General features: G+C 51.5%; 7 protein-coding genes. 1 reads left to right on the top strand and 6 read right to left on the bottom strand.

Features of this window, described 5'->3' with window-relative positions; translation table 11 throughout:
• Nucleotides 1-327 (top strand): integrase core domain-containing protein (locus BM436_RS35620; RefSeq protein WP_143133521.1); only part of this gene is annotated, 327 nt, incomplete at its 5' end.
• 282 nt (nucleotides 328-609) lie between these two features.
• Here the strand turns inward: BM436_RS35620 and BM436_RS35615 are convergent.
• The 6 genes from BM436_RS35615 to BM436_RS36840 all read right to left on the bottom strand — a co-directional run bounded on the left by BM436_RS35615 (nucleotide 610) and on the right by BM436_RS36840 (nucleotide 5,115).
• On the bottom strand, nucleotides 610-978 hold the full coding sequence (locus tag BM436_RS35615; RefSeq protein WP_093561649.1) for a 5-carboxymethyl-2-hydroxymuconate Delta-isomerase: 369 nt from the start codon (nucleotides 976-978) through the stop codon (nucleotides 610-612).
• 99 nt (nucleotides 979-1,077) lie between these two features.
• Nucleotides 1,078-1,482 (bottom strand): DUF3997 domain-containing protein, encoded by a 405-nt coding sequence (locus tag BM436_RS36855; RefSeq protein WP_143133520.1) that lies wholly within the window; start codon nucleotides 1,480-1,482, stop codon nucleotides 1,078-1,080.
• Nucleotides 1,483-1,981: 499 nt separating this feature from the next.
• On the bottom strand, nucleotides 1,982-2,575 hold the full coding sequence (locus BM436_RS36850) for a hypothetical protein (RefSeq protein WP_143133519.1): 594 nt from the start codon (nucleotides 2,573-2,575) through the stop codon (nucleotides 1,982-1,984).
• 941 nt (nucleotides 2,576-3,516) lie between these two features.
• On the bottom strand, nucleotides 3,517-3,795 hold the full coding sequence (locus tag BM436_RS36845) for a hypothetical protein (protein ID WP_143133518.1): 279 nt from the start codon (nucleotides 3,793-3,795) through the stop codon (nucleotides 3,517-3,519).
• Between the two features lie 568 nt (nucleotides 3,796-4,363).
• A complete protein-coding gene (locus tag BM436_RS35610) occupies nucleotides 4,364-4,717 on the bottom strand; it encodes a DUF4844 domain-containing protein (protein ID WP_177307845.1) in 354 nt (117 codons plus the stop codon).
• Nucleotides 4,718-4,899: 182 nt separating this feature from the next.
• A complete protein-coding gene (locus tag BM436_RS36840) occupies nucleotides 4,900-5,115 on the bottom strand; it encodes a hypothetical protein (protein ID WP_143133516.1) in 216 nt (71 codons plus the stop codon).
• Between the last annotated feature and the right edge of the window lie 146 nt (nucleotides 5,116-5,261).

The following is a 5,261-nucleotide window of genomic DNA, read 5'->3' as shown; positions in this document are numbered from 1 at the left end:
GCAAAGCTGGAGTTCCTGAGCGACAATGGTGGCGCCTACCGGGCCCATGCGACGCACGCGTTGGCGCGCGAGATGGGGCTGGAGCCGATTCATACGCCGGTGTGCAGCCCGCAGTCGAACGGGATCGCCGAAATCTTCGTGAACACGTTTAAACGGGACTACGTCAGTCTGATGGACCGCAGCAATGCCCAAGTCGTTCTCGCCCAATTGCCAGACGCTTTTACGCATTTCAATGAGGTTCATCCGCACTCGTCGTTGAAGTTGAAATCCCCTCGCATGTTCAGGAGGGAGCTGGCGCGCCGGGCTCAGGAAAGCGGCGTTAACTAAGCGATAGGCTGTGTCCGGTTATACGGGGGCAAGATCAATTATCGACGAGGTGTGAGCGCATCATCTCCGGCGGCACCGAAGAGCCTTCGTTGTAGTGTGCGTGCAGCTCGCATAGTAATTCGACGAGAGATTCGTACTGCGGCTGAGAGACCAAATTGACTTGCATGGGAACCTAGGGCTAACGTAACAAACCGGCGCGCATCAGCGTATCTGTGTTAAACAAATATTTAACCATGAATTCTCACTTTGCATCGTAGGTCGTCGCATCAAGCGCAAGGCAATTTATGCCACTAAAGATCCGATAAACGACTTTGAGTAAGCTTCACGCTCAATCTCCTGCACTTCGACGCAAAGTTGAACATGAGTCTTTGTTGGCCATTCGCTTTCCTTCAATACGTGCAGCAAACTCTCCGAAAGCTCGTGTTTTATTTGAATTGATCGGCCGCACAGGATGGCAAGCTTTACGTGCACAAAAGCTCGGTTATCGGATGACGTCCCGATAAGGAATGTGCCAATTTGGATGGCGCGACTCTTAATGTCAACTTCCTCAAAATGACCGGAGGCGACAAGAGCCTTGTTAAGCGCAAGCAACGCTCCACTGATATTGAACTGTGGCAGGTTGTCGGTATATTCAATTGTGAGGTGGGGCATATTATTCCTGATTAAATGAAGTACTGATGGCAGCTAACGAACTAAATTTAGCCGCGCCGTCAGGCGTCGGCTGCAATGTGGTGTTCGGACAACCAGCTCTCACTCAAGCGCGTCCAATTTCTTTGAAAATTTTGGTAGTCCAAGCTCACTCGACATTTTTTGAAACTCTCCTTCATTTAGCGGTCCCGTAACAACCTGCGCTGGATCCGCTGCTGCATAGTCATTAGCACTGTCAATCACGAAGTAGTTGGTAATTTCTCTATTCCCGCCCGGATGCTGTTTTGCAATCAGGTAACGGCCATTCCACCCTACTGCAAAAACGACACTATCGATTCGTTCTAAAAGATGCTCGCTATCACCAGCGAAACTCAAGGTAACCGCCTTGGGGTCATCTATCCAGCCAAGCTGGTATGGCCCACCTTTCCACTCAATACCCGAATCGATAAGGTAACAGCCAGCAACAAAGGTGACGATTGTAAAAAGCGCGTACCGAAAAATCTTCATCAATTTCCTATTGCAGCGCCGACGTGAAGTAGCCGCCCGAACCGCCGCCGACTCTCCCGACCAAGTCTCGAGATTCCGCGCGGAACGCCAGCGCCTTTATTTTATTATCAAAGAGTTACCTCACTTTAGCACACCCGAATCCTAAGGAAGCGCTGAATAAATCGGTTCTTCGAAGAACCGGAGCTACCTCAGCGGCTTGCTGGCTCCGTATTTCGCAGAGATGGCGAAATGCGCGTTGCCCGGGGCTGGGCTTGGCAAAAATCAGCGCATTTCAGCCCAATCTGCGAAAGGAGGCTTGTAAAATTTATAAGTCGCCATAGCATGGATTGCGGCGATCACGTCTCCAAGGCGGTTCGCGTCTCGCAAGTAAGGAGAGAGCGCTGTATTCGATGTCTTCCATGGCAATCGCATAAGAATCCTAGGTTAAAAGTCACTGGCTGCCGGAACGCGCAGCGCGGAGGCAGTCCAGTGGACTGCAGGGGTGGGCCAACAGTACCAGTCATGGGTTCGCGTCTGGATGGTAGCCTCCAAGAATACATGAGTGCGCTTCAGCAAAAGCAAACGCTTTGCCTTTCCCGCTTCCACTCGGATATGGCCACGGAATCATAGTGCTGTTGGCCTTGATAAAGTGCTCAAGTCGCCGCCACCACCTCAACGCAGCGGGGTTCGCAGGACTGCCAATCGACGCATAGCGATTTCCAAGCCAAGAAAATCCGGAGCGACCTATTGCATTCGGTGCTTCACGACCAGTTTCCTTAAATTTGAAATTGAATGGTCCCGGCAAGTTCCCTCCGAACCAAGGTCTAGTGTACAACTCAGAGTTAAGGACTTGATTCCAGCCGTCAAGTGGGTCGGAAATTAGATCATCCGGAACACCGTCTATGCCCGATGGAATGTTTAGCGGGCCGCTTGGCTGATGCCAAAGTGAATATTCCTGCTCAAGTACCTTGGGAATACTTTCAACTGCCCGCCAGCGGTAATCGCGGCCTGTCCTTGCCTCCATCACAATCCAAGCAACTTCAGCCTCGGAGTTAATCCAATCTCGGAGAAGTTCCGTATCGCGACTGGTCATATAGAGAATTATTTCAGCCATGTTTAAGGAAGCCCAACGTTTCAAAATAACCGGCGCGCTTTAGCGCGTCCGAGTTGCTTGCATGGTTGGGCAAATACGGTAGCCATACTCTAATTCCTCTTCATGACAATAGAAAAGTATCTGGTTATTGAGGTTGTGTAGTACAACGGCATCGTCACGGGAGGGTACAAATATTTGATCCCAGTGTTCAATGAACTTGGCAGATTCCAAAACGCATACTTCCTCGTCGCTATAGACAATTTGAACGGTTCCTTCAGCAAGAAGGCGCTCGGCGAGCCATCGTTTCGCAAACCTATGATCAGAGATTTCAAGTCGCTGAATTTCATTTACAGTAGCTTCGTTAAGGCCATAGCGCCTCGAATGCGTGTAGGGAAGCGCGAACTCATAGGCATTCTTCGAGTGCTCGGGACTTAGCCAACGAGCGCTCAAGTCAAGCGAATCAATTTGTGCAACTCGATAGCTCATTTATGCGGCCCAACGTACAAAGTGAGCGGCTGGCCGCCCGGAAATTAAAACTCGGAAGGCGCGGCTTCCGGCCAGTCCGCTCCAATGCTTTGTTGGCGCGGAAACACCGCGACACGACCCGGAAGCAAACCGTAGCTCCGGCAGCAAATGTCGCCAAGACCGGCTACCGCGCGACCGAAAGCGAAGCGCGACCCGGCACGAAATGCAGCCACGGTAAAGAAGGGCCGGGAGCCGCATAGTTCGCGCCGCCAAGAGCAAAACACCAACCGTCACCGTTGCCGGAGATAGCACAGGCCCCAGCTTTTCCGAAGCCGCAACCGGTAAATGACCGCCGGCCCACAACGCCAAATTTTCAGCAGCTGCCTGCATTCAACGGTAAGACCGCCAACGTTTCAAGCTAACCGGCGCTGCGCGGCTTATCCCGCAGCGTGCAGCGACCAAAGGGAGCGACGTTGAGCGCAATGTTGGGCTGCTGCTCATGCAAAGCCACCAAAAACCTGTTTAGCCACGTCCCAGCAAGACGCGCAGAATATCTTGAAGTCGGCTTCACGAAACCATTGATCCTGCGCGTCGTCAGACGCGGCAACCAACTTGTCCTCGCACGATTTGCACCATGCATCTGGTCGAGCAAGATCATCAGTGCTTCCCCAAAAGAAGCCGGCTTTTTCGCCAGCATCGACGGCGTGCGCAATATGGACGCAGACCAGACTTATCCCTTGTTCACCATGGACAGGGCAGTTACAGGTTTTCTTCATAGTTTTAGATGCGGTGTATGCCTATGGCCCAACGTGACTGTTCAGCGGCGCCGTCAGGCGTACGTTGGAACTTGTTGTTGGCGCATTCAATCATGATGTTTGCACTCCAATAAAAACCACTTCTCCGCCGCCACTGAGTGCAGCGACCTTTGCCGCAGCCCTCAGTAAGAGAAATGAACGCAGCGTTGGCTTCATCACTCGTTTGCATTCGACATTCCAGCGCCCATTCGTCAGCCCTTCCAGGTCAATTTTCAAGAAGCAGAGCTTGAGAAATCCCGACGCGCGGCGAGCTCGTGCTTCGGTTGAAAAGTTCAGCAAACACATAATCGTACGCGGGACAGCCCGCTCAAGTTCAATGTCCGTTCCCGCCAAATGGATCGGGGCCGACCACATGTGCTTCACGAACCGAAACAGTAGCATGAAGCAAATTATAACTATGGTTTTAATTAGAAACTCAACCATGCATATGCCAACGTAAAAAGTAACTGGCTGCCGGAACGCGCAGCGTGGAGGCAGTCCAGTTGACTGCCGAGTTGGGCCAGTGCAGCGCCATTGCATTTTAAAAAAACTACTTTGGGACAAACCCATACATCCAGTTATTGAGAATTCCATCCGAACTCTCAAGCCCGACGCAATCCATAATTCGTTCAAAGTTCACAGCCACTTGTTCCGCGTCTTCCGTGTCAAGTTTCGCTCGGTCAAAACCTGCGATTTCAGCGGCGAGTAATGTCAGATATGCTTTTTTCGTGGCCTTGTCGTGAACCAAAGCAATGAACTTGACGATCGCCGAGTTCATCTTTGAATTAAGTTTCTCCCGTAGCGCGACACTATGCACACCTGTGTAAAGCATTCCATCTGCTGCAAATTTGTCTTGCGCAGCGAGACCCTGAAGTTGGGCCACCGAGTCCATTTCACCTCGCATAGTATTTCCTTGCGCACTGGTCCCGAATCCAAGTGCCGAGACCAGCGTTGCTATCGATATCCATCCACGCATTAGCAGTGCCATTTCATAAAACACAACGTGAAAAGTAACTGGCTGCCGGAATGCGCAGCGTGGAGGCAGTCCAGTTGACTGCCGGGTTGGGCAAAAAGTGGCGCAAACTCTTAATCAACTAAAACCCCGTCTTGCCAGTATTCATAAACCGCGCCTGGAGTCTCGACATAAAAAATAATTCGGTCATTCAGAACTTCCAATTCGATAACGGATGGAGCGGTGCCGCCGACAGAAACCACTTCACAATTAGATCCCGCAGGAAGAGAAAACTCCAAGGCCCACGGCTCTATCACCAGCAACAGCTCGCGGCCAGAAGTGTTCGTCATTTTGATCGAGTCGCAGCTTGCCGTTCCTATGCCCAATGTGGCTGTTCAGCCGCGCCGGCAGGCGTCGTCTGGAACTGATGGTTAGACGAAATTTCCATCACTTTTGATGTTGCCATGTTCCTAAACCAGAAAAAATCAATTCACGG

The organism is Pseudoduganella namucuonensis (assembly GCF_900116645.1).
In the GTDB taxonomy this organism is placed as follows: domain Bacteria; phylum Pseudomonadota; class Gammaproteobacteria; order Burkholderiales; family Burkholderiaceae_D; genus Rugamonas; species Rugamonas namucuonensis.
Note: the sequence above shows the minus strand (reverse complement) of the source record. Positions and strands in the feature narration are given on the sequence as shown.